Here is a 22,007-nt window from a genome sequence, read left to right on the forward strand (position 1 = left end):
CGCCAGCAAGCTGACGGGCCCTCAGCCACCATTGCGCTGACGGGGGTGGGTTACGGGAAGCTCCCCGTCCCGCCGCAGCAGGCGACGGTCTCGGTCTGGCCGGCGTTGGCGCCGGCGAGCGGTACTACGGCAAGCAGAGCCGCTAGTGTCACGAACAATCCGAGTGCGGCTTTACGCACCTTCTCCTCCTGATCGCCGGAATCCGGTGCCGCTTGAAGCGGTCACTGGTTCATACCCGCGAAGGAAGAGGTTTGGTTGCACGGGAGTTGGTATCGCCTCTTGGGCGAAGCGCACGAGCGCCTGATGGGCCGCAGCGGGAACTCCGGTGCTGCATCGGTCTCCGGGAGGTCTGCCCTCCCGGGACTCCGGACGTCGTGGACTCTCCAGCGGGCGAGGTTGTTTACCTATATCGCCCAGTCCAGACCGAGGTCGGCGCGTGCGCCCTCGTTCACGGCGGTCCGTCCGTTTTCGCTGCAGCGGCCGTATTGACCAGCAGGCCGGGCCAGTCTCATGTCGGTACGGGGCTTCCGCGGAGCGCGTATCCCTAGAACGCCGAAGACAATGTGGCCCCACCTGGTCGGTGACCAGCAGCCCCACAGCAGTGGCTGGTGCGGGGGAGCGGCGACATTCTCGACCGCAGGTCATGCTGCGCTGATGCGGCGGTGGGCGTTACGCCCTGCGGCGCCAAGGGCCCGCTTGTGTCGGGGGAGTACTCTCAACTCACGCGCAGGTCGGTTCCCGGGAGCACATCAGCGCGAGGCTCCCCTCGTTCGGCCAACGAGCGGGGGGAGCCGGCTTATGAGACAGGCGCATTTCCCACTCAGGAGCGATCCCGTCACTTCCCGACGGCTCCTCGGTAGACGGCGACAAGTTCCATGTCACCCTCGACCAGGGCTTGGGCGGGGGGCCGCGAGGCTGACGCGGTAACGGTCGGCGTAGGCGTCCAAACGGCGCCCTGCTTCAATCAAGGGCACCCCCTCATACGCGGCGATCATCCCCTTTGGCGACCAGGACAGTCTTGGTGGACAGAGCGCTCCGGACCCGTGTGACCACGTCGTCACGCCGGGGGTAACGGACCAGTGCATCAAAGCCGGCGCGGCGGAGTCCGCCAGGACCTACGCGAGATGGGCGTCACCCACCAGGAATTCTCCGGTGCGAGCGTTGAGCAGGGTGAGCGCGCCCAGTTCGCGATCGTGGAAGTCGCCCGTCCGGATCGATCTGCTGGGAAGCGCGCAGCCTCCACTTCGCGGTGTGGACCGGCAGCGGCACCCCGTCATCCATGTCCGCCACCGCGAGCCGGACCGTGTTCGGGTCCACATCCACCACGCTCATACGCAGGAAGTTCGGGTACCCCTACACAGCCCTGCCAGTCGATCAGCCCGTCCGGTCACCGTGTCGGTCTCGCCGGAACCGCGTTCGCCTTGGCCCTGCGCATCATCGCGCCGTCCCGCATTCGTGACGCGGGCGCCACAGCCTGAACACCGGCGACGGCCCCGCCCGGAGACCGACAGCGTTGAGGACGCGGAACCGAAGCAGATGTTGATCAGCGCTGCCGGGACGAGCGCCGAGAGTCCGAGGCCGTCGTGGCCGAGAGCGCGGTGATCGCTGATACCAAGACCGACTACGAGAGTCTGGAAATTGATGGTCGGCGATGAGTTCGGCCCGCCGCGGCGGGCCGAACGGCTGGTCGATCGTTCCCCTAGGGATGACAGAGGGTCCGCAAGCGGGAGTGTTCGTCGTCGAGGGGCTGATGTAGCCGAAGGGGCGAGAAGCACGACGGTGAAGAGAGGTTGCAGCCTGCTTGCGGGCAGGTCAACCTCAGGCCGCCAACCGCGGCAGATCCGCAGGGGTATGGACGTGTGCCGCGTCAGACACGGCGGGTTCAGTCGGATCCGTGACGTCGACGGCGGCCAGGAAGGCACCGAGGCGCGGACCGGGCAGAGGCAGATGCAGTGCAGGCACGTTCTGATGAACCTGACCACGAGGTCGCGTCCCGTGGGGAGAAGTGTGACCGGGGCGTGTACATGCTGAGAGAACCGTCACAGCGGTGGTGCGGTTCGTGCCGACGGGAAGAAGATTGCGTAATCAAGGAGGCTGGTGTGTTGCGTGATCGGATGGCACTGGCGGATGTGCTGGCTGCGGCAGAGGATGCCGCTCCGGTGGCGTCGCTCGATGTCGTGGCACGCAATCTGCGCGACCGGTTCGATGCGCGGTATGTGTCCTTTCTCTTCGTCGACATCGTCGGACGGCGCCTGCTGCGGGTCCACGACACGGCGGTCACACAGCAGGAGGACCGTGCTGCGCAGGTTGCCCTGGCCGGCAGCAGCGTTTACGACGAAGTGCTGCGCACCCAGAAACTGGTGCAAGCCCCGCAAGGAGGGCAGGGGTGGCGGGTGCTGGCCCCGGTTACCAACCGCGGGGACACCATCGGCGTTCTGGAGCTGTTCCTGGCCCAGGTCACCGCGGATGTGCTGGAACAGGTCGAGGAAGCTGCTCACGCCCTGGCGTACATCATCGTCACCGACCGCCGCTTCACCGACCTCTATCACTGGGGCAACCGCACCACCGCGGTGAGTCTGGCCGCGGAGATCCAGCGCCAGCTACTGCCTTCGGCCGCTTCCTGCGAGGCTCCCGAGTTCACTCTCGCCGGGGCCTTGGTCCCGGCCTCCGACATCGCCGGTGACACCTACGACTACAGCCTTGACCAGGAGACACTGCACCTCTCCATCACCGATGCCATGGGCCACGACGTCAACGCCTCGCTCATGGCCACCCTCCTGATCAACGCGTCCCGCGGTGCCCGCCGCGCCGGAGCGGACCTTGGCGAGCAGGCCCGCCAGACCCACCAAGCCCTCCTCGACCACGGCCGACCTTCCTTCGCAACTGGCCAACTGCTGCGCATCGCGCTGGACGGGACCGGTGCCCAGCTCGTCAATGCCGGTCATCCGTGGCCGCTCCGGCTGCGCGAGGGCACAGTCGAGGTCCTGCAGCTGGCCGTGAACCTGCCTTTCGGACTCGTCGAGCAGGGCCCCTATCAGCTGCAGGACATCGACCTGCGCCCAGGCGACCGCCTCATCCTCTACACCGACGGCATGCAGGAGCGCCAAGCCGAAGCCGTCAGCCTGCCTCGCCTCCTGCGTGCCACCGCGACCGAGCATCCGCGCGAGGTGGTGCGTGCGCTGGTTACCGCGGTGACCGATGCCTACAAAGGCCTGCCACCACGGGACGACGCCACCGTCCTGTGCCTGGACTGGCACGGCCCCCCGGGTGCAGGCACTCGCGACCCCACCGTGCTGAGGGCGCATCGGCAGGAGGCAGCCGGCGGGGAGTTCCCGCATGCGCTCGCCGCCCACGCGTCGGTCGAGCGGGCCATCGGTGTTCTCCTCGCAGTGCACGGCATTGCACCGGCCGGCGGATTCGAGGTGCTGCGCGAAGTTGCCCAGCGCACCGACGTTTCGTTGCAGTCTGTGGCGAAAAACGTGGTGGCCTGGGCTCTGGGGCAGCCGCTGCCGGAGCCGCTGGACCAGCAGCTGAACGCAGCGGTGCAAGGACATACACAAGGAGACGCCACAGATCGCCCCGAGTAGGGAGGTCAGGGCCTGCTCGACGCTGGGACGGCGGGCAATGAGCTTCTCGAACTTCCCGCCTCCGATGCGGAGTTGGCCTGCCAGATGGATGAAGCCCCTGTTAGATGGGTCTTCGACGAAGGGAACCGTCCCCACCAGAGGCTTCGCATGCTTGTCTACCCGTCCGGCGTCGACGAACCCAAGCATCGGAACTGGGCACGAATCATGCGTCACCGACACACGACCGAGCGGCCGGCCAACCACTACCGGTGCAAGTCTGGTGTGGCAGCTCAACGACTACGGACGCATGGACTTCCTCGATACCTCGGCCCAACTCGCCGAACTTCGGGCCCGCGTCGACCACATCCTCGAGCGGATCGCAGCGAACAGCCGCCTCACCGCCGCAGGCCTCGGCACCCTCGATCCAACCGCCCTCTCGTCCGGGTACGCACTGAGGCTGCGACGGAGCCTCCGGGACCACTCGCTGGAACAGCTTCCACAACTCGTCCGGCACCAGCCGCTCAACAATCCCCACGCCGGGAGGCTACCGACTTCAAGGAGAAGGACCGTAGTCAGCGGCCCATTCGGCGCTGCTCGTCGAACCGAAGCAGCACCCGTACCAGACGCCACACTCCGGCCATCGCTCCGAGCAGCGCGCCCCCCACCAACACGACCCTTTCCGCGGCACCGGAGATGCCAAGGGCCAGAACGAGAGTCAAAGCGACAGCGAAGATCACCGCAGCCAGCACGGCGGCAGTTACGAGGGCGAAAACAATCTCCACCGTCATTGCGTCCTTTTCCCACCGCGACTCACGCCCCATGTCCATGCTGCAAGTCTCACATCACGGTCAAGCCGCACGCCTGGGTCTGACAGCGACACTACCTCGGACTGCCCGGTGCCAATTCCGATGTCCCTTGAGTCCTACTTGTGCCAGCTAGTGCTGTGACTGGAAAGGTTTGCCGGATTCGGTGGCGTTCAGGAGGTTGTTGGGAGCTGCGGGTTGTCCCACTGAATGCCTTTCCCGCTGTGGACGCGGGGCGCGTTTCCCTCGGATTGTGGGACATGGCGACGTAGAGTCGGGAGACGTGATCAACGGAGCGCACGTCATCCTCTACAGCCGCGACGCCGAAGCGGACCGCGCTTTCCTGCGGGACATTCTTGGCGCGAAGAGTGTCGACGCCGGCGGTGGCTGGCTCATCCTCCAGCTGCCGCCCGCTGAGGTGGCCGTCCACCCGACGGACGCTGACCAGAAGCACGAGCTCTACTTCATGTGCGACAACGTCGATGCCACGGTTGCCGAACTGAAGGAGAAGGGCGTGGAGTTCACCGCGCCGGTCAGCGAGCAGCGGTGGGGCAGGCTCACCGCCTTTCGCCTGCCCGGCGGCGGCGAGGTGGGTCTGTACGAGCCGCTGCATCCGATTGCGTACGTCCTCTAGCGCCGTGACTGCGTAGGTTCGCCGTGTTGGATCAGGCTGCGGCTTTGAAAGGGCGTCCGCCCCAGCGGATGCCCCTCTCGCTGCGGATGCGGGCGCGCTTTCTGCGTTCGGCGGCCAGGGCGTCGCGGGGGCGGGCGTTGGTGTTGCGCCATCGCAGGTAGGCATGCAAGGCCCGGGTCTGCGCGGAGTGGTGGAGGTGGCGGGAGTTGGCGATGGGGAACTGCCGCAGTGGTCCGAAGTGGGCTTCGATTGGGTTGGCCAACGAGGCGTGGGTCGGGGTGAAGCACAATGCGACCTTGTGTTTACCGGCCTGGCGGTGGATGTCGGCGCCTTTGTGGGCGGATAGGTTGTCCAGGATCACGTGGGTCGGGGCGCCATCGGGTTGGGCCGTGCGTATCGACTTCTGTGGGGTCAGCGTGTTTTCGGCGCCCTTCCTCAATCGGTTGGCGCTCCACAGGTTTTCGTCGCCGACCCAGTAGCAGCCGTGGAAGTACCGCACGCCGTGGGTGCGGGGATAGGTGGCCGGCGACCGTTCGGCCTGGTCTGCTCGGCCCAGCAGTTGCCGCCGGTGGGCCGGATCCCGAGCGGGCCGAACTCCACAGCTCTAGCGAGACGTTTCGTTGAGCAGGGTCGTGAGTTCCGGTAGTCCGCCGGTTGGTTGGATCTCGATGACTTCATAGGTGGCGGTGTTGGCGCGGACGAACGGGTCCTCGGCCACGATCGTGTCGATCCTCGCGCGGTCCACGCCGTGGGCAACGATGACGCCGCCGGTTCGCGGCACACGGCGGCCCCACAGCAAGAAGACGCCGACGGCGCGGTATTGGTCCAGGTATGCCCGGTGTTCGGGCAGGAGCGCATCCATCGTGTCCAGGGATGCGTGATAGGTGGACAACAACAGGTACATCTCGATGACACCAGACCTTCGCCCGTACAAGAGGCAGGAATTCACGTGGTAGAGCGGTTCGCTGACGGAAAGCGCGCGGCCCACGGCTCCAACTCGACGCCCGCCACGTTGATGACGTAGGAGATCGTGCGATACCAGCCCGCAGTGATCACCAGCTCAAGGATCTGGTCGGGGGTGAAGTGTGTGGCCAGTTCGGTGAACAGCTCGTCGGATATCCCGCTGGTGGCGTGCACTGCGTCGGTGAGGCGGAAGACCAGCGCCTCGCGCTGCGACCATACGGGGTCATCCGCGCTGCCGTGGACGGTTGAGAAGAGCTGCCCGTCGGTCATACCCAGAGGGCTGCCGAACGTGACGGCGTGGACCCCCCATTCATACTCCGCCCCGCACAGCGCGCAGGTGCGGTGAATGACCAACTCGCGCAGCCTGGGCTCGACCCGGCCGTGACCCAGGAGGCCGGAGCCCAGCGGCAGCATCCGGGAGAAGAGTTCGTCGTGCACGCCGAACGTGCGAAACAGCGCCAGCGGCTCGACCGCCGTGTCAGGCGGCATCCACTTGTCGAGCATCGTCTTGATGTGCGGCTCATAGGGAGGGTTGAGGGGCGGGATGCGCGGCGGGGTACGAGGAGTGGTCGAGGCTGCGGTCATGAACTACCCTCCTGCTTCGGTAAGCGAAGCACGAACGTACCGCTTCGGAAATAGAAGTGCAAGGGAGAGTCCGTGTCCGACATTCCTCGTCCGGGACGGCCCGTCCGCGGGTCCACCACAGGTAAGCCGATCATGGCCCTCCTCGATCTGCTCGGCCGCCGCTGGGCGCTGCGCATCATCTGGGAGTTGCGCGATGGCCCGCTGAGCTTTCGCGACCTGCAGGCACGCTGCGACGGGATGTCCTCGTCTGTTCTCAACCAGCGCCTCGCCGAGCTGCGCGCCGCCTGGATCGTTGAGCAGGACGACAACGGATACCGGCTCACCGTTGAAGGCGAAGAACTACTTCTCGCCTATCCCGCTTTCCAGGCCTGGGCCGACCGCTGGGCCGAGCGGGAAGCAATGGCCGAGCGACGGAACGCGTCGGATCGCTAGCCTCGCTCGTTCATGAGGGGCCGTCAGCTTGCAGACGACCCCCTTGTGGTGCGAGTTCTTGGGGGTTTTCGCAATCCGGGCGGTTGAGCGCCCGGCTGAGCCCGTTTCCCTCCTGCAGCCAGCTGGCTGATCAGGCGAGAGATCGTCGGATCGGAGGCCACCGGCTCGAAGACGGCCGGCTCCGCCCGCAGCATGCCGACGTCGGCCAAACAGTCCCCGCCCACCGCGACCGCGAGGGCGACGTCCAGGAGGACCTTCCCCGGACCGTGGACGGCCCGCTGCTTGCGCCGCGGGGGAGTGCGGCGAATATCGCCTGATCAAAGCCGGTCTTGCGGATCGTCTCCACCAACGGCACCGCCCCAGCCTGGGCGGCCACCCCGCCGCCGCCCTCGACGCGGACATGCGGGTAGGACCCGAATCGCTTCTTCACGTGGGAAGTGCCTATTTCCTCGCAGCCAGCAGGACCCTCAATAAGTCCTATCGTTGCAGTTCAGGAGTAACTTCCCGCGTTCCGATCAACCTCGGACAGCCGCTTCGTGAAAGCGTCAGATTAGGGCCCGCTGGATGGGCGTCCTGGTCCGACGACGACCGGGTCGGCAGTGCCCCCGACCGGCCCTGCCGCCGGCCCCCAGCCCGCCCGGCCCCGGCCGTTCACTCCGCCGTGTGGCCGCCGTGATCGCGATCGTCGGGGGACCGGGTCGGACGCCTACTTGCGCTCACGACGGCCTGGGGGTCGGACTGGTGGCGCTGCTTGCCGTGACCGCCTCGCGCGCGAGGCGGTCTGTTGTCGGGAGTTACTTCGCGAGGAAGGCCAGCAGTGCCGCGTTGACCTCCTCCGCGTGCGTCCACAACAGTCCGTGCGGGGCGCCCTCGATCTCGACGTACTCGGCGGAGGGCAGCAGCGCGTGGAATGGCCGCCCGGTCGAGTCGATCGGCAGGATGCGGTCGCCGGTGCCGTGCACGATCAGCGACGGTACGTCGACCTTCGCCACGTCGGCCCGGAAGTCGGTGATCCAGGTCGGCACGCAGGCCACCGAGGCGTGCGCCGAGGAACCCGCGGCCACGTTCCAGCTGTTGCGCAGTGCCTCTTCGCTGATCCGGCTGCCCAGCGTCTCGTCCAGGTTGTAGAAGTCCTGGTAGAAGGCGCTGAAGTAGGCGTACCGGTCCTTGGTGACGGCCGCGGAGATGCCGTCGAAGACCTCCTGGGGCACACCGGTCGGGTTGTCGTCGGTCTTGAGCAGGAAGGGCTCCAGCGAGGCCAGGAAGACCGCCTTGGCGATCCGGCCCGAGCCGTACGTGCCCAGGTAGCGGCCGACTTCGCCGGTGCCCATGGAGAAGCCGACCAGGACCGCGTCGGTCAGGTCCAGCTCCTCGATCACCTTGTCGAGGTCGGCGGCGAAGGTGTCGTAGTCGTAACCCGTGGTCGGCTGCGAGGACCGGCCGAAGCCGCGGCGGTCGTAGGTGATGACCCGGTGGCCGGCCTCCAGCAGCTCCGGAACCTGGCGCTCCCAGGAGTGGCCGTCGAGCGGGTAACCGTGGATCAGCACAACGGGCTGTCCGGTCCCGTGGTCTTCGTAGTAGAGCTCGATGGACGCGCTGTTCTCTTCGCCAACGGTGATGTAGGGCATGTCGGTTGGTCCTTGTCCTTAGGGAGACTCCAGCTCACCAGGGACGGTCCACTCCCTCCAGGCAGAAGTGCAGGCGGAAGTAGAGAGCGCTTGTTTTAATTGTCGTGATGACCAGTCATATTCCTGAACCACCGCCGTCCGAGACTTCCCCCGGCGGCACTGCCTTCGGCGTGATGCTGCGTTCCCTGCGCAGAACCGCCCGACTGACTTTGGAGGAGCTGTCCGAGGCGTCCGGGGTGAGTGTGCGCGCCCTCGGCGACCTGGAGCGCGGCCGCAGCCGGGGACCGCAACGCCGTACGGTCGACGCGCTCGCCGCCGCCCTCCGTCTCGGCGACGAGCAGCGCGAGCGCCTCCAGCGGCTGGCCGACGCCGGCCGGGAACGTGGAGGTGCACCGGGATCGCCGTATCTCCTGCGCACCGTCCCGGACTTCACCGGCCGCGAGCAGGAACTGGCGGACCTGGAGACCCTCGCCGGCGGCACCCGAACCCGTGCCGTGGTGCTCTTCGGGCCGGGCGGCCAGGGCAAGACGACGCTGGCGGCGGAGGCGGTACGGCGGCTGTCGGGCACGTTCCCGGACGGCTGTGTCTGCGTCCAACTGCACGGGATGAGCGAGTCCCCGTTGCCCGCCGCCGAGGCGCTCGTCCTCCTACTCACGGCGCTCGGCCACCCGCCCGACCGGATCCCGGTCGACCCGGTCGCCCGGGAGGCCGTCTACCGGGCCACGCTCGCCGGGCGGCGGGCGCTGGTCGTCCTCGACGACGCGGCCGACGAGAGTCAGACCAGGCCGTTGCTGCCGGACGCGGAGGGCAGTTTCGTGCTGGTCACCAGCAGACGGCCGCTGGCCGGACTGGAAGGCGTCCGGCGGATCAGGCTCGGCGGGCTCAGCGGAGGGGAGTCGGCGCGGCTGCTGGAACGGATCCTCGGCACCCCGCGCACCGGCGGACAGCCGGAGGCGATCACCCGGCTGACCGAACTGTGCGGACACCTCCCGCTGGCCCTGCGGATCGTCGGCAACCGCCTCTCCAGCCGCCCGAGTTGGACTCCGGCCCGGCTGGTGGCCCAACTCGCCGACGAGGAACGCCGGTTGAGTGGCCTGGTCGCGGGCGACCTCGCCGTCCGCAGCGCGCTGGCCCTGTCCTACGGTCAACTCACTGGTCCTCACCGCATGTTGTTGCGGCGACTCGCCCTGCTGCCCGGCCATGACGCGGGCCCGGGCCTCGCGAGCGTCCTCGCCGGCGAGGACCCTCGCACCACCGAGGACTCCCTCGACCTGCTGGTCGACCGGGGCCTGTTGGAGGAGACGACGCCCCGCCGGTACGCCCTGCACGATCTCGTGCGGCTCTTCGCCCGCGAGCGACTGCGGGACGAGGAGGAGGACGCGGGCGCGGTCCACATCCAGCTGGCGGACTGGCTGTTGCGCTCGGCCTCAGCAGCGGGCCGCCTCTTCGAGGCGCCGGACACCGCGCCGGAGCCCTGGAGTGGCGAGCCCGCGCCCTTCACCCCCACGTCCGCCGCCGAGGCCGAGGAGTGGCTGACCACTGAACGCGCCCATTGGGCAGGCGCGTTGCCGGTGATGTCGGCGGCCGGCCGGCACCAGGAGATCCTCCACACGGCCCGCACCCTGTACTGGTTCTCCGACCGCTGGGACGCCTGGCCCGAGTGGCGGACCCTGTTCTCCCACGGCGTCCGGTCGGCGGCGGCGCTCGGTGACAAGGCGGCCGAGGCCCACCAGCTCAACTGTCTGGCCTGGACGTACTCGGCGAGCGGCGGCTGCTACCAGGAGGCCGAGGAACATGCCCGCCGCGCACTGGAATTGGCCACGGAGGTGGGCGACATCGCGCAGCAGGCCTGGGCGTCGACGTACATCGCCGGGGCCTGTTTGGGCCTGGGCCGCCCCGCGGAGGCGGCCGAGGCCGCCGAGAGCGCTGTACGGCTCTTCGCGGCCACCCGTGACGAGGCGGGCCAGGCGGTCTCCCGACGTGTGCTCGGCAGCGCCCTGCGTGAGGCCGGCCGGGCCGAGGAAGCGCTGACCGTGCACCTGGCTCTGCTCGGCGCCCGGGCCGGTGACGTCCCCGGGTTCCAGGAGTTCGCCGAGGCCATTCTCCGCCATCAGATAGCGCTCGACCTGCTCGCCCTGGAGCGCTGGCCCGAGGCGGTACGGGCCTTCCGGGCCGTCATGGCCCCCGTCACCCACGGCGGCACCAGGCGCTTCCGGGCCCGGGCTCTTGCCGGCCTCGCCACAGCCCTGGAACAGTGCGGCGAACTGACCGAGGCCCGCACCCACTTCACGGAGGCTCAACGCCTGTTCGTCACGGCCGGCGACACGGCCTCCGCCGCCGGGACGGCGACCGCCCTGGCACGCCTCGCGGGGAGTCCGGGCTGAGGAGACGCGGCTCGCGACGGAGTCGACCCACGGTGACCGGCGGCCTGCTCTTCTACGACTCCACCTGGGCGGAGACCGACCGCCTTCCGCACCCCTTCGCCCACGTCGGCGCGTCCGCGGAGGGGGGGGCCGTCGTTCTTCGGAGCACGCACGGTGTGGATCGCATCTTGGGTATCTGTTCGAGGGCGAGGGCTACGCGACGCCGGCGGATCAGCGGTACTGCATCAACAGCATCTCGCTGCGGCTGACGCCCGACGAGGGCTGACACGGGACCGCAGATTCGAGCCCTGGGTGGGGCGAGTTTGCGTCCCCGCCGGAGGGCGGGGGTTGATCCGCGAGTTCGGCCAGGATGTCGGCGAGGATTTCGGGGAGACGGATCGGGGTGCGGTGCAGAACGAGCAGTTCGACACCGCGTCATGACTGCCACCACGTCATGGCTGCATCAGCTGATCGCATGGCCTCTCCTGGCATGACACCGACGCCGTCTCCACTCTCGACCGCCGCGACTTCGGGGCCGTGCGCGCTCGGCCATCACGAGGCGTTTCGGGTACTGCCCGACGACCTGCCGCTTTGATGCCGCGGCCTGGATGTCAGGAGGCGATCCGGGCGTACGTGCCGGCGATGAGGGTCGCCAGCGTATCGCGCAGCGCGAAGGAGAAGTCCATCCGCAGCGCGGCCAGTGAGGGGTCGGCCTCGTAGGCGGCAAGCATGGCCGCGGACGGCCGGGCATGGGTCCACACCGCCCCGGCCACCATGATCGCCTGCGCGCACAACTGTTCCGAACGCTCGCCCACCTCGGGCAGGTGCGCGCGCGTCACGGCGGCCAACCGTGACACATTGGCGATCGCCGCCCTCTTGTACCGGGCCGCGATCTCGGGCGACACGTTGTGCTCCAGCACCCCCGCTTGCGCGCTGAGCAGGTCGCACAGCACCCGCCGCTCCTCCAAGGAACGGGTGTACACAGCGGCGAACTGCTCTCCCCGCTCCCCGAAGGGCAGATCCGGGTCGATCTCGGCAGGCAGCCGCTCGATCAGCTCGTCCGTCCACTGGGTCCTGGCGCTGTCCAGTAGCTCCAGCAGGATCGCCTCGCGAGACTCGAAGTAGCGCAACACGTTGGACTTGGCCAGACCGACGCGTCGGCTCAGCTCGTTGAGACTGACCTCGCTGACGGCCATCTCGTCGAGCATCGCGGCCGTGGTGTCGAGAATCGCCCGCCGCCGGATCTCACGCTGCTCCTCGCTGCGCGCACGTTGGAAAGTCGCCATGCAGTTATATTACAGACCTTCAGTCTCTTCTTGCCGTGCCAGGACATCGTCTGGCTTCCACCCGCACAGGCGCCCTCCGAGGGGCACTGGCGACGTTGGTGACAACCCACTGATGGGTTTCGCCAGCCTCGCGAGGAGCATGAAGCCGGGTCGGCGTACAACCGACCCCGGCGCACTACCGACCCCGAGGAGGGGCTGATGCTCGTCCGCGCATCCACGATCGAGACCCTGCCGCAGGAAGAGGTGCATGTATCGACCTACCGTCCCGCCGAGCTCGGCCCTGTTCATATAGGCGAAGTCGTCTTCACCGACGAGATGAAGCTCAAATGCGAGGATGTCGGGACGGGCTACTACATTCACATTCCGATATCGGGACACTTCAGATCTAGCCATATGAATATGGACATGGTGTCGGATCGCCAGGGCTCCGCCCTCTATCGACCCGGCGGAGCGCTCACCGCCTGCTGGCCGACCGGCTATCGCGGACTGTGCGTCCGTATCGACCCGCAAGCGGTGAATGCCACGGTGGCGAGTCTGGTCAGCGATCGTTCCTCCAGTCGTGTCGCCTTCGACCCGGTCATGAGTTTCGCTGACGGCTTCGGGCGCAACTGGGCGCAACTGCTCCTGTTCGCCAACCGGCAGATCATGGCTTCCGACGGTCTCCTGTCGCAGCCGCTGGTCGCCGCACCGCTCGCGGACAGCATCGTGACCGGATTCGTCCTCGCGTCGACGCGCACACACTCTGAGACGCCCGGCACGCCGGTCGGCTCCGTACGATCACGAGCTGTTCGTTCCGCCATCGACCTGATCGAGTCGGCTCCGGGCGACCCGCTGACACTCACCGGCCTGGCCGACCACTGCGGCGTCAGTCCGCGCACGCTGCAGAAGGCGTTTCAGCTGCAATTGGATATGTCACCGATGCAATACCTGCGTGAGGTGCGGCTGCGCCGGGCCCACGAAGAACTGCGCTCGGCCGATCCGTCCACGAGCTCGGTCGCCGTCATCGCCCGCCGCTGGGGCTTCACGCATCTGGGTCGGTTCGCCGCCTTGCACGAAGCGAAGTTCCATCAAAAGCCGTTGCGTACGCTTCTCGGATAATGGAGTTCGTGTTCCGGATATTTTCCGCTCCGTCGATCCCGAAGTTGCTAGGTTCGGCATCGTTGAACTCTTATGGAAATTCCGGGGAACTCACATCATGACTACTGAACCGCTCGCCGATGTACGCGACATGTACATGGCCCACATCATGTTCCGCCGTGAAATAGGGCTGGCCCCGGCACTCATCCGTGGCGTGGCCGACAACGATGTCACGCGCGCCACTGTTATTGCCGACCACCTGCAGATCGTCGACAACGGCCTCCACCATCACCACAGCGCCGAGGACAAGCACCTGTGGCCCCGGCTGCTCGAACGAGACACGGCCCGAGCCCAGACCATCGTGGCCGTCATGGAGGAACAGCACGCCGGTATCGACCAGCTTCTGGACGCGGCACGCTCCGGCCTGGCGCAATGGCGCACCACCGCTGACGCCACGCAGGGCGAAGCCCTTGCAGCCACCATGAGCCTGCTCTCCGACCGACTCGCCGAGCACCTGGCAGCCGAGGAGGACCTCGCACTCCCTCTGCTCTCGCAGCACATCACTGCCGCCGAGTGGGGACAGATGATCGCCGACAGCGCGGGAGACGTCATACCGGAGCAGATGCCGCTGATCTTCGGCATGATGGCTTACGAAGCCGATCCGGACACCGTCAAGGACATCATCGCGCAGATGCCCCCCGAGGTCAGCGGCATCATCGGCGACCTGGCCGCCCAGGCCTTCGCCGCACATGCGCAGCAGGTGTACGGCACCGCCACGCCCGCACGTGTGGGTGCCCGCGGTGAGGTGACACCGTGACTGCCGACGAAGTGACGTTCGGTGCCCTGCTCGAACCGAGCTCTGACCGCCCTCAGGACGTGGTCGAACTCGGTCTGCTGATGGAGCGACTCGGATACGACATCGTGTCGCTGTCCGACCACCCGTACTGGCCCGAACGGCTCGACACCTTCGCACTGCTGACCGCCATGGCGGCCAGGACCGAGCGCATCACCGTCATGTCCAACCTGTTGAATCTGCCGTTGCGGCCGCCTGCCGTGCTGGCCCGCACCGCAGCGACCATCGACATTCTCAGCAGTGGCCGTTTCGAACTCGGTCTGGGCACCGGGGCGCAGCAGATGTGGGCCTCGATTCTCGCCGAGGGCGGTCCGGCACGCACCGCCGGGCAGTCGATCGAAGCCCTGGAAGAAGCCACTCATCTCATCCGTGCGCTGTGGACGTCCAAGGCGGACGTCGTGTTCGAGGGGAAGCATTACCGGCTCGACAACGCCAAGCCGGGTCCCGCGCCCTTCCACCCCATCAGCATCTGGTTCGGGGCCTACCAGCCGCGCATGCTGCGTGTGGTCGGAACGATCGGGGACGGCTGGATTCCCAGTTCTCCGTTTTTCCCCCCGGCCGCGTTGCCGGATGCCAACCGCATCATCGACGAGGCCGCGATCGCTGCTGGCAGATCGCCGCAGGAGATCCGCCGGGGATACAACATCGAGGGAACGTTCGGCAACGGCCCGGGATTCCTGCAAGGCCCCGCCGAGGTGTGGGCCGAGCAATTGGCGGAGCTGGTACTCGACAAGCAGGTCAGTACGTTTTTCCTGTATCGGGCCGACTCTCCTGAAATTCTTCGCCGGTTCGCCGGCGACGTCGTTCCGGCCGTACGCGAAATGGTCGCCGCGGCCTGACGGCTCCGTACTGCGACAGACCTGCACACAGTTCATCCGAAGCGGCGGTCGGACAGGGGCCGCCAGTGCTCCTCTCGCGGGCGCGGACCAGTGAGCTTCTTCGAGCCGGCCACCGAATCAGGTGGCGGTCCATGGAGCGCACCGAGCGGGCCCCCGGATTGTTGATCGAGATGTCTGACGTCTCAACCACGTTGTTCGGGGGCCTCGTTGGTCATCTGTCCTGCCGCACTCGACCTACCCCATGCGCTCGTGGAGTGGGTCACGATCCTCATCGTCACCCGTGAGGGGGACCGGCGCTGCACGCTCCGCCCGTCCCAGTGCGCCGGGTCTGCTGAAGGTCCTGCGCGAGGCCGATGTGGACTTCGTCCTGCTGGACGGCACACTCGCCTAAAGGCAATGCCGTTGCCTTTAAGGGCAGTCCCGTAACTGCCAGAAGGGGTAAACGTCGGTCTCAGGCTCCCTCATGGTCTGCTGCTGTAGCCCAGCGACGGATGTATGGGTCGGGATGGGCTCGGGCGGATGCGAGTGTGCTTTCAAGCAGTTTGTGCAGGGGTGGCGGGTAGGCCGCGCGGGAGGTAGGCAGGTCCAGCAGGACGCGGTGGCGCATCTGTAGATCGGTGGTTTCGGCGAACACCCGCATGGATGCCTTCAGCCAGGCGATCTTGATGTCCTGTGACTCGTCTAGCGCGGGATTCCGTACCCCGCTGGGTCCGTACGCTGGCGACCGGTCTGCACGCAAGGGCACGTGGGCGCAGTACCAGGCCCGCACGGCACCAGCTCGCTCGGCATCCGTGCCGAACCGCAGGTAGTCGACCAGTGCCGCCATCACCCGGCGGCGTCCGAATGCGTAGACAGCCGGCTCGACGAACCATCGGCAGAAGCTGGGGTCCGGGTCGTAGACGGCTGCCGCCATCAGCGGGGCGAACCACTCCTCGGGCAGATGTGCACGTTCGAGCAGGGGCTTACGCACCGCATGGGCGAGGCGGCGGGCATGCCGGTCCTTCGGCTCCATGGCGATGTCTCCGACGCCCAGCAGCCGGGCCACCTCTGTCACGCACGTCAGAAATGAACGCGGTTCTATGCCGCTCTGCTCGTCTTCGGCCATGACTGCATTCTGGACCGGCCACTTCGGCAGACACAGCTCCTATGGCCGCTGGGACTTGGGTGGAAGAGCGCTTGCTCGGCCGCCCTTGGCTGGAACGATCATGATGTGGCTGGTGTGATCACGGCGTCGGAGCCGTCCTGGATAGTCCCGTTCTCAGGGCTGAGCCTTCGCGCTTTCGGGAAGTTGGTGACCGTGCTGCGACGTGAAGGTGCGGATGTTGTCCGCAAGGGTCGGCCGTGGGGCCTCCCACTGGAGGACCGGGCTTTGCTGGTTGCCGCGTACTGGTGCACGAACCTGACCATGCGCCAGCTTGCCCCACTGTTCGGGGTATCCAAGTCGGCGGCGGACCGGATCATCGATCACCTCGGACCGAGGCTTGCACTTCAGCCCGGCAAGCGTTTCGCCAAGAACACCGTGCTCATTGTGGATGGCACCTTGGGCCCCACCCGGGACCATGCCATCGCCGAGCGGTCGAAGAACTATCGGTACTCCACCAACCACCAGGTCGTCATCGATGCCGATACCCGGCACGTCGTTGTGGTCGGTCGACCGCTCGCCGGGAACCGCAACGACTGCAGGGCCTGGGAGGAGTCCGGCGCCAGGGCCGCCGTCGGCAAGACCCTTGTGATCGCAGACGGCGGCTACCCGGGCACCGGACTGGTCGTCCCGCACCGTCGCGAGCGCGGCCAGATCGAACTCCCGGCCTGGAAAGAAGAGCACAACAGGTCCCACAAGCAGATCCGGGCCCGGGTCGAGCACGTCTTCGCCGGCATGAAGACCTGGAAGATCTCCCGCGACTGCCGCCTCAAGGGGGACGGTGTCCACCATGCGATGCTCGGTATCGCCCGCATGCACAACCTTGCCCTCGTCGGATAGGCAAGGGCCGCGCGGTGACCCACCCCGCGGTGTCTCGGAGATCATTTACGGGACAGCCCTTGGTGCGACCGTCGGCGACGGCCGGGCCGACTACTCCCACAAACGCCGCCGGCACGTGGTGAAGATGCAGGTGGTCAACGACCCAGGCGGCCGGCTGCTGTGGCTCTCACCCGCATTGCCCGGCCGGGCTCACGACCTGGCCGCTGGCCGCGCTCACCGGATCATCCGCATCTGCGAGCGCCAGGGCGTCCCCATCCTGGGCGGCCTCGCCTACCCGGGCGGCCGCCTCTGGGTGAGTACCGCCATCAAATGCAGGTCCCTGCAAGGAGCTCACCCTCACCGAGAAGACCCTCAACCGGGCCCTGGCCGCAGCACCGGCACCGGTTGAACGCGACGTCGCACGCCTCAAGTCCTGGCAGATCCTCCACAGAACCCGATGCAGCCCAAGCCGCATCACGTCAATCGCCAAAGCCATACCCACCCTGGAGCGGCAACGCTGAAGAAGCTCAGTCTTCGCTCTCCGGACCTCCGCGTCTGTCCGGCCTGGCCGCACAGCATTTCTCGCCGGGCACTCGCCCAGTTCGTCGCCCCGGGCGGACGCGGTCCTGCCCCTCGCCGCGGGGTGCGCGCTGGGGGGTACTGAGCGTGACTCGTTGGCAGGGGGACAGCGGCGTACCGTGAAACACATGAGTGATCGCAAGCAGGCTCGGATGGAAGTGCGCGAACAGATCCGCGAGTTCCTCACGACCCGCCGCGCACGAGTGAGTCCCGAGCAGGCCGGACTGCCGGTTCTCGGTGGCAGTCGCCGGGTCAAGGGTCTGCGGCGCGAGGAAGTGGCGACGCTGGCGGGCATAAGTGTCGAGTACTACATCCGCCTGGAGCGGGGCGACGCCACCGGTGTGTCCGAATCGGTCCTCGACGGCATTCATCACGCGTTGCAGCTGACCGATGTCGAACGGGCGCATCTGCGCGACCTGCTCGACGCCGGGCGGGCCCGCCCGGCCGCGGGGCTCACCTCGCGGCCTCAGCTGCGCGCGCCGGTCCAGCGCATCCTCGACTCGATGACCACCACCGCGGCACTCGTGTTCACCGGCCGCCTCGACATCATCGGCGCCAACGCACTCGGCAGAGCGCTCTACGGACCGATGTCCTCCGCTCCGGTCCGCACCGTCAACACCGCCCGTTTCGCCTTCCTGGACCCGGCGGCCCGCACCTTCTGGCGCGACTGGGACAGGATCGCCGACGACTCGGCCGAACTCCTGCGCACCGAGGCCGGCCGGACGCCCTACGACACGAAGCTCATCGCCCTGATCGGGGAACTGTCCACCCGTAGCCAGGAGTTCCGGGTCCGCTGGGCCCGCCATAACGTCCGTTCGTACGCCACCGGTGTCAAGCGCATACATCATCCCGTCGTGGGCGACCTCGACCTAGCGTACGAATCCACCAAGCTGGCCGACCCGGGTCAGATGCTGATCATGTACACCCCCGAGCCGGACAGCCCGTCGGAGGACGCACTGCGGATGCTCGCCAGTTGGGCGGCGTCGAAGCCCGACGCGGATAAGCCGCACGTGGCCGACGACATCCACCCCAGCCGGACCGACACGTCCTGACCTGACCGCGCCGGCACACCTTGAGCCCGACCGCCCCCTGGTGACAGCGATCCGGGACCGGGCCGGGATGCGGCAACACCACTCCGGCGTCTCGTGGGCGACAGGTCACAAAAAAATGCGCCACCAGCGCCACCGTGTGGTGCTGCGCAGACGCGCCCGCGACCCTCGCGCGCACACCGCGTGCCGTGCTGGTCGCGCACCTTCATCACACGGTTTTGGATGAAATCCGAACCGCCCCCCTCTGCAAAGGAGAGATCATGACCACCACCCATGCCCAAATCAGCCTCGACCGATCGCAGTTCTTCGTCGGCGGCACCTGGATCGACCCCAGCACCGATGATCGTCATGTGGCTTTGGAGGCGGCGACCGAAGCGCCCATCGGCATCGCCGCCATGGCCGGTCCCGCGGACATGGACGCAGCTGTCGCGGCAGCACGCGCCGCCCTCGACAGCGGGCCGTGGGGCCGCAGCACCCCGGCCGAGCGGGCCGAGGCCATGCGCCGTTTCGCCGATGCGTGGGACAAGCGAGCAGACCTCGCCACCACGCTGGTGAGCCGGGAGAACGGCATGCCCATCGGTCTGTCACGGCAGACCAACGGGCTCGGCCCGTCCGGGCATTTGCGCCGCAACGCGGACCTCATCGAGAACTTCCCCCTGGAGGCGCCCCGTGCCAGCATGCGGGGAGCCACCATCGTGCGCCGTGAACCCGTAGGTGTTGTGGCCGCGATCACCCCCTGGAACTTCCCGCTCGGACTGGCGCTGAGCAAGATCGCCCCGGCGCTCGCAGCCGGCTGCACCCTGGTACTCAAGCCGTCGCCGGAGACCGCGCTCGACAGCTATCTGCTGGCGGACGCCGCCGTCGAGGCCGGCCTGCCTGCAGGTGTACTGAACATCGTGCTCGCCGACCGGGAGGCCGGTGCCTATCTGGTGAGTCACCCCGGTGTCGACAAGGTCGCCTTCACCGGCTCCACCGCGGCAGGCCGGGCGATCGGTGCCGAGTGCGGGCGCCTGATCCGCCGTTGCACCCTCGAACTCGGTGGCAAGTCCGCCTCGATCGTGCTCGACGACGCCGACCTCGACACGTTCGTCGCCGGTCTGGACGGCGCCTCCTTCATGAACAACGGCCAGACCTGCACGCTGCAGTCCCGCATCCTCGCCCCGCGTTCACGCTACGACGAGGTGGTCGACGCCGTGGCTGGCTTCGCCGCCGGTCTGGTCGTGGGAGACCCCCTGGATCCGGCGACGACCTGCGGCCCGATGGCCAGCAAGGCCCACCAGGAGCGGGTTCTCGGCTACATCGACTCGGCCCGTAAGTCGTCGGCCCGGCTGATCACCGGTGGCGGACGCCCCGCGAACCTCGAACGCGGCTGGTTCGTTGAGCCGACCGTTTTCGCCGACGTGGACAACGCCGACCGGCTCGCCCGTGAGGAGGTGTTCGGACCGGTCCTCGCCGTCATCGCCTACGACGACGAGGCCGACGCGGTGCGGATCGCCAACGACTCCGACTACGGCTTGGCCGGGTCCGTCTGGACCGCCGACGAGGCACGGGGTATCGACCTGGCGCGGCAGGTGCGCACGGGCACGATCGGCGTCAACTACTACGCGATCGACTTCAACTCACCGTTCGGCGGCCTGAAGGCCAGCGGCATCGGCCGCGAGTACGGCCCTGAGGGGCTCAACAGCTACCTGGACTACAAGGCCATCTACACCAGCGCCGACCAGCTGGCCGCCTGACACCACCTGCGACCCGGCGGTCGCCCGCAGGGCGCGATGCGAGACGTGGCCGCCCTGCCGTCCGGTCAGGAGTGGGTCCTGGGCCGAGGGGCTTGCCCAGTGCCAGCCAGGGTGCGGGCGATGGCTGCGGCCTCGGAGGGCACGTCGTCGACGATGCCAACGCCGCCGGTGACGGGCAGGGCGGCCTGGAGCAAGGTGTCCATGGCTGTCCGGCAGGCGTCCGACAGTTCCCCGTTGCCGCGACCGCTGGGAGCAGCGCCCGCCGGCTCGGGAAGTGGCGGTACGGCGTACCGCCGCTCGCTCACGTCCGCCCGACGCGCGACCTCGGCCAACGGCAGTGATGCCGCCCGTCGTTCGGCGATCAGCTCAGGTGCGCCCGCGACCAACGTGGCCTTCGGATCGCCGCGGTGGTAGCCGACACGTTTTGCCACGCGTCCCGCCTCCGATGAGGCAGCAAGGATGCCGGCGCGGGATCACATCCGGGCGCGCTCACCCTGCATGTAAGAGCTCTCTTATATGCGGTGTGGGAGTGCTCCTACACCGATATCTATGGAGGTCATTGCCATGCCCACCGCCAATCTGTCGTCAACGGTCGCCCTGGTCACCGGTGCCAGCAGCGGCATCGGTCACGCGACCGCTCGCCGACTGTCGGCCGAAGGGGCGACAGTGGTACTGGTCGCCCGCCGCCAGGACCGGATCGACGCGCTGGCCAAGGAGATCACCGCGCAGGGCGGCCGGGCGGTGGCGCTGACGGCCGACCTGACCGACGCCGAGGCCGCCGCGGGTGTCGTCGCCACCGCCGTCGACCGGCTGGGGCGAGTGGACACCCTAGTGAACGCGGCCGGTGTCATGCTCAACGGTGACTCGGTCGACTCCCCGCTGCACGATTGGCGGCAGATGGTCGACATCAACCTCAACGGCCTGCTCTACGTCACCAAGGCCGCTCTGCCGCATCTCATCGAGGCCGCCGCCACGAGCCCCCGGCACGTTGCCGACGTGGTCAACATCAGCTCCACCGCAGGCCGGACGGCCATCCCGACCGCCGCCGTCTACAACGCCACCAAGTTCGGCGTGACCGGCGCGACCGAGGCCTGGCGGCAGGAGTACGCGCGGCGCAACGTCCGCTTCGCCGTCGTCGAGCCGGGCGCCACAGGGACCGAACTCTTCGGCCATCAGCGACCGGCGGCACGAGATCGCCTGGCCGCCAAGTTCTCCGACGTCGAACTGCTGACCCCCGACGACGTCGCGGAGTCCGTCTCGTACATCGTGACCAGCCCGCGCCACCGGGCCATCGCGGAAATCGTCATCCGTCCCACCGACCAGGTCTGAACAACGACACCGAGCAGGGGCGGCAGCACAGAGCAAGAGCGGCACACGTCGGCCCGGCGAAGCAAGATGCGGGAGCGGCGCGCCGAACGAGCCGGACAGTCCAGGGCCGTCACCGGAGTTCAATCGCCCCGGCCATGGGTTCGGCCTGGGGATCGACGGGTCCCGAAGGCAAGGCAGTACCGGGCCGCGAGTGGGGGACATTTGTCAAATAAAATGTTCACTACCTATGTTGGGCGGATGCGTACCCGGGACCCTGAAGCCAAGAAGCAGCAGTTGCTTGAGGCCGCGTTGGCGGAGTTCGCCGAGTTCGGGCGGGCGGGGGCGC

General features: G+C 67.8%; 18 protein-coding genes and 6 pseudogenes. 14 read left to right on the plus strand and 10 right to left on the minus strand.

Annotated elements, in window-relative coordinates:
* Positions 1–1,194 precede the first annotated feature (1,194 nt).
* Positions 1,195–1,338, minus strand: a pseudogene (locus ACIQI8_RS41855) (Ppx/GppA family phosphatase); the annotation flags it as partial.
* A 776-nt stretch (positions 1,339–2,114) separates the two neighbouring features.
* On the opposite strand from ACIQI8_RS41855, the gene ACIQI8_RS41860 reads away from it, so the two are divergent.
* Positions 2,115–3,587 carry a SpoIIE family protein phosphatase gene (locus tag ACIQI8_RS41860; RefSeq protein ID WP_402363441.1) on the plus strand — a complete coding sequence of 491 codons (1,473 nt, stop codon included), beginning with the start codon at positions 2,115–2,117 and terminating at the stop codon, positions 3,585–3,587.
* 551 nt (positions 3,588–4,138) lie between these two features.
* On the opposite strand, the gene ACIQI8_RS41865 is transcribed toward ACIQI8_RS41860, so the two are convergent.
* Complete coding sequence (locus tag ACIQI8_RS41865) at positions 4,139–4,393, minus strand: DUF6332 family protein (protein WP_402363376.1); 255 nt, start codon at positions 4,391–4,393, stop codon at positions 4,139–4,141.
* Positions 4,394–4,652: 259 nt separating this feature from the next.
* Here ACIQI8_RS41865 and ACIQI8_RS41870 point away from each other — a divergent pair, with 259 nt between their 5' ends.
* Positions 4,653–5,003, plus strand: a complete 351-nt coding sequence (locus ACIQI8_RS41870; protein ID WP_402363378.1) for a VOC family protein — start codon at positions 4,653–4,655, stop codon at positions 5,001–5,003.
* Between the two features lie 31 nt (positions 5,004–5,034).
* Here the strand turns inward: ACIQI8_RS41870 and ACIQI8_RS41875 are convergent.
* The 3 genes and pseudogenes from ACIQI8_RS41875 to ACIQI8_RS41885 form a co-directional block, all read right to left on the minus strand.
* Positions 5,035–5,603: pseudogene (locus ACIQI8_RS41875) on the minus strand (transposase); the annotation flags it as partial.
* A 4-nt stretch (positions 5,604–5,607) separates the two neighbouring features.
* Positions 5,608–5,991: a YciI family protein gene (locus ACIQI8_RS41880; protein ID WP_402363381.1), complete on the minus strand. Its 384-nt coding sequence runs from the start codon at positions 5,989–5,991 to the stop codon at positions 5,608–5,610.
* On the minus strand, positions 5,949–6,551 hold the full coding sequence (locus ACIQI8_RS41885; RefSeq protein WP_402363384.1) for a carboxymuconolactone decarboxylase family protein: 603 nt from the start codon (positions 6,549–6,551) through the stop codon (positions 5,949–5,951). The genes ACIQI8_RS41880 and ACIQI8_RS41885 overlap by 43 nt, the downstream gene beginning before the upstream one ends.
* 72 nt (positions 6,552–6,623) lie before the next feature.
* On the opposite strand from ACIQI8_RS41885, the gene ACIQI8_RS41890 reads away from it, so the two are divergent.
* Entirely contained in the window at positions 6,624–6,983 is a 360-nt protein-coding gene (locus ACIQI8_RS41890) for a winged helix-turn-helix transcriptional regulator (RefSeq protein WP_402363387.1), read from the plus strand.
* 98 nt (positions 6,984–7,081) lie between these two features.
* Here the strand turns inward: ACIQI8_RS41890 and ACIQI8_RS41895 are convergent.
* A pseudogene (locus ACIQI8_RS41895) lies at positions 7,082–7,413 on the minus strand (transposase); the annotation flags it as partial.
* Positions 7,414–7,777: 364 nt separating this feature from the next.
* Entirely contained in the window at positions 7,778–8,611 is an 834-nt protein-coding gene (locus tag ACIQI8_RS41900) for an alpha/beta fold hydrolase (RefSeq protein ID WP_402363390.1), read from the minus strand.
* Between the two features lie 107 nt (positions 8,612–8,718).
* On the opposite strand from ACIQI8_RS41900, the gene ACIQI8_RS41905 reads away from it, so the two are divergent.
* Positions 8,719–10,995: an ATP-binding protein gene (locus ACIQI8_RS41905; RefSeq protein WP_402363393.1), complete on the plus strand. Its 2,277-nt coding sequence runs from the start codon at positions 8,719–8,721 to the stop codon at positions 10,993–10,995.
* Between the two features lie 148 nt (positions 10,996–11,143).
* Positions 11,144–11,260 (plus strand): annotated as a pseudogene (locus tag ACIQI8_RS41910) (peptide-methionine (R)-S-oxide reductase); the annotation flags it as partial.
* A gap of 325 nt (positions 11,261–11,585) precedes the next feature.
* Here ACIQI8_RS41910 and ACIQI8_RS41915 read toward each other — a convergent pair.
* Positions 11,586–12,260, minus strand: a complete 675-nt coding sequence (locus ACIQI8_RS41915) for a TetR family transcriptional regulator (protein ID WP_402363396.1) — start codon at positions 12,258–12,260, stop codon at positions 11,586–11,588.
* 198 nt (positions 12,261–12,458) lie between these two features.
* Between ACIQI8_RS41915 and ACIQI8_RS41920 the strand changes: the two genes are divergently transcribed.
* The 4 genes and pseudogenes from ACIQI8_RS41920 to ACIQI8_RS41935 form a co-directional block, all read left to right on the plus strand.
* On the plus strand, positions 12,459–13,358 hold the full coding sequence (locus tag ACIQI8_RS41920) for an AraC family transcriptional regulator (protein ID WP_402363399.1): 900 nt from the start codon (positions 12,459–12,461) through the stop codon (positions 13,356–13,358).
* A gap of 130 nt (positions 13,359–13,488) precedes the next feature.
* Positions 13,489–14,154 carry a hemerythrin domain-containing protein gene (locus ACIQI8_RS41925; RefSeq protein WP_402363401.1) on the plus strand — a complete coding sequence of 222 codons (666 nt, stop codon included), beginning with the start codon at positions 13,489–13,491 and terminating at the stop codon, positions 14,152–14,154.
* A complete protein-coding gene (locus tag ACIQI8_RS41930; RefSeq protein ID WP_402363404.1) occupies positions 14,151–15,029 on the plus strand; it encodes an LLM class flavin-dependent oxidoreductase in 879 nt (292 codons plus the stop codon). Before ACIQI8_RS41925 ends, ACIQI8_RS41930 begins: the two co-directional genes overlap by 4 nt.
* Positions 15,030–15,236: 207 nt before the next feature.
* Positions 15,237–15,417: pseudogene (locus ACIQI8_RS41935) on the plus strand (IS5/IS1182 family transposase); the annotation flags it as partial.
* A gap of 63 nt (positions 15,418–15,480) precedes the next feature.
* Here the strand turns inward: ACIQI8_RS41935 and ACIQI8_RS41940 are convergent.
* The gene (locus tag ACIQI8_RS41940) at positions 15,481–16,134 is read right to left on the minus strand and encodes a hypothetical protein (RefSeq protein WP_402363407.1); all 654 of its coding nucleotides are present in this window, start codon (positions 16,132–16,134) and stop codon (positions 15,481–15,483) included.
* 105 nt (positions 16,135–16,239) lie between these two features.
* On the opposite strand from ACIQI8_RS41940, the gene ACIQI8_RS41945 reads away from it, so the two are divergent.
* The 4 genes and pseudogenes from ACIQI8_RS41945 to ACIQI8_RS41960 all read left to right on the plus strand — a co-directional run bounded on the left by ACIQI8_RS41945 (position 16,240) and on the right by ACIQI8_RS41960 (position 20,353).
* Complete coding sequence (locus ACIQI8_RS41945) at positions 16,240–17,010, plus strand: transposase (RefSeq protein ID WP_402363409.1); 771 nt, start codon at positions 16,240–16,242, stop codon at positions 17,008–17,010.
* A gap of 70 nt (positions 17,011–17,080) precedes the next feature.
* Positions 17,081–17,510 (plus strand): annotated as a pseudogene (locus ACIQI8_RS41950) (transposase family protein); the annotation flags it as partial.
* Positions 17,511–17,696: 186 nt separating this feature from the next.
* The gene (locus tag ACIQI8_RS41955) at positions 17,697–18,620 is read left to right on the plus strand and encodes a helix-turn-helix domain-containing protein (protein ID WP_402363412.1); all 924 of its coding nucleotides are present in this window, start codon (positions 17,697–17,699) and stop codon (positions 18,618–18,620) included.
* A 257-nt stretch (positions 18,621–18,877) separates the two neighbouring features.
* The gene (locus ACIQI8_RS41960; RefSeq protein WP_402363415.1) at positions 18,878–20,353 is read left to right on the plus strand and encodes an aldehyde dehydrogenase; all 1,476 of its coding nucleotides are present in this window, start codon (positions 18,878–18,880) and stop codon (positions 20,351–20,353) included.
* A gap of 65 nt (positions 20,354–20,418) precedes the next feature.
* Here the strand turns inward: ACIQI8_RS41960 and ACIQI8_RS41965 are convergent, their stop codons facing one another.
* Positions 20,419–20,784, minus strand: a complete 366-nt coding sequence (locus ACIQI8_RS41965; RefSeq protein ID WP_402363417.1) for a hypothetical protein — start codon at positions 20,782–20,784, stop codon at positions 20,419–20,421.
* A gap of 133 nt (positions 20,785–20,917) precedes the next feature.
* Between ACIQI8_RS41965 and ACIQI8_RS41970 the strand changes: the two genes are divergently transcribed.
* Positions 20,918–21,682, plus strand: a complete 765-nt coding sequence (locus ACIQI8_RS41970; protein ID WP_402363420.1) for an SDR family oxidoreductase — start codon at positions 20,918–20,920, stop codon at positions 21,680–21,682.
* The last annotated feature ends 325 nt before the right edge of the window (positions 21,683–22,007 follow it).

It is taken from the genome of Streptomyces sp. NPDC092369 (genome assembly GCF_044755245.1).
Classification (GTDB): domain Bacteria; phylum Actinomycetota; class Actinomycetes; order Streptomycetales; family Streptomycetaceae; genus Streptomyces.